The organism is Pseudomonas sp. PDM17 (genome assembly GCF_014851985.1).
Taxonomy (GTDB): domain Bacteria; phylum Pseudomonadota; class Gammaproteobacteria; order Pseudomonadales; family Pseudomonadaceae; genus Pseudomonas.
The window spans coordinates 1-329 of record NZ_JACVAT010000030.1; the positions used below are offsets into that span (position 1 = coordinate 1).

General features: G+C 63.5%; 1 pseudogene. It reads left to right on the forward strand.

What is annotated here, in order from left to right:
- A pseudogene (locus IB256_RS30505) lies at positions 1-329 on the forward strand (electron transfer flavoprotein subunit alpha/FixB family protein); the annotation flags it as partial.

Here is a 329-nt window from a genome sequence, read left to right on the forward strand (position 1 = left end):
CAGAAGATCGGTGGTGACATCGCTGTCCTGGTCGCTGGCCAGAACGTCGGTGGCGTGGCTGAAGCCGCTGCCAAGATCGCCGGTGTTTCCAAGGTGCTGGTCGCCGACAACGCTGCCTACGCTCACCAGCTGCCGGAGAACGTCGCTCCGCTGATCGCTGAGCTCGGCAAGGGTTACAGCCATGTGCTGGCCGCCGCCACCACCAACGGCAAGAACTTCCTGCCGCGCGTCGCCGCTCTGCTGGACGTCGACCAGATCTCCGAGATCATCGAAGTGGTCAGCGCCGACACCTTCAAGCGTCCGATCTATGCCGGTAACGCCATCGCTAC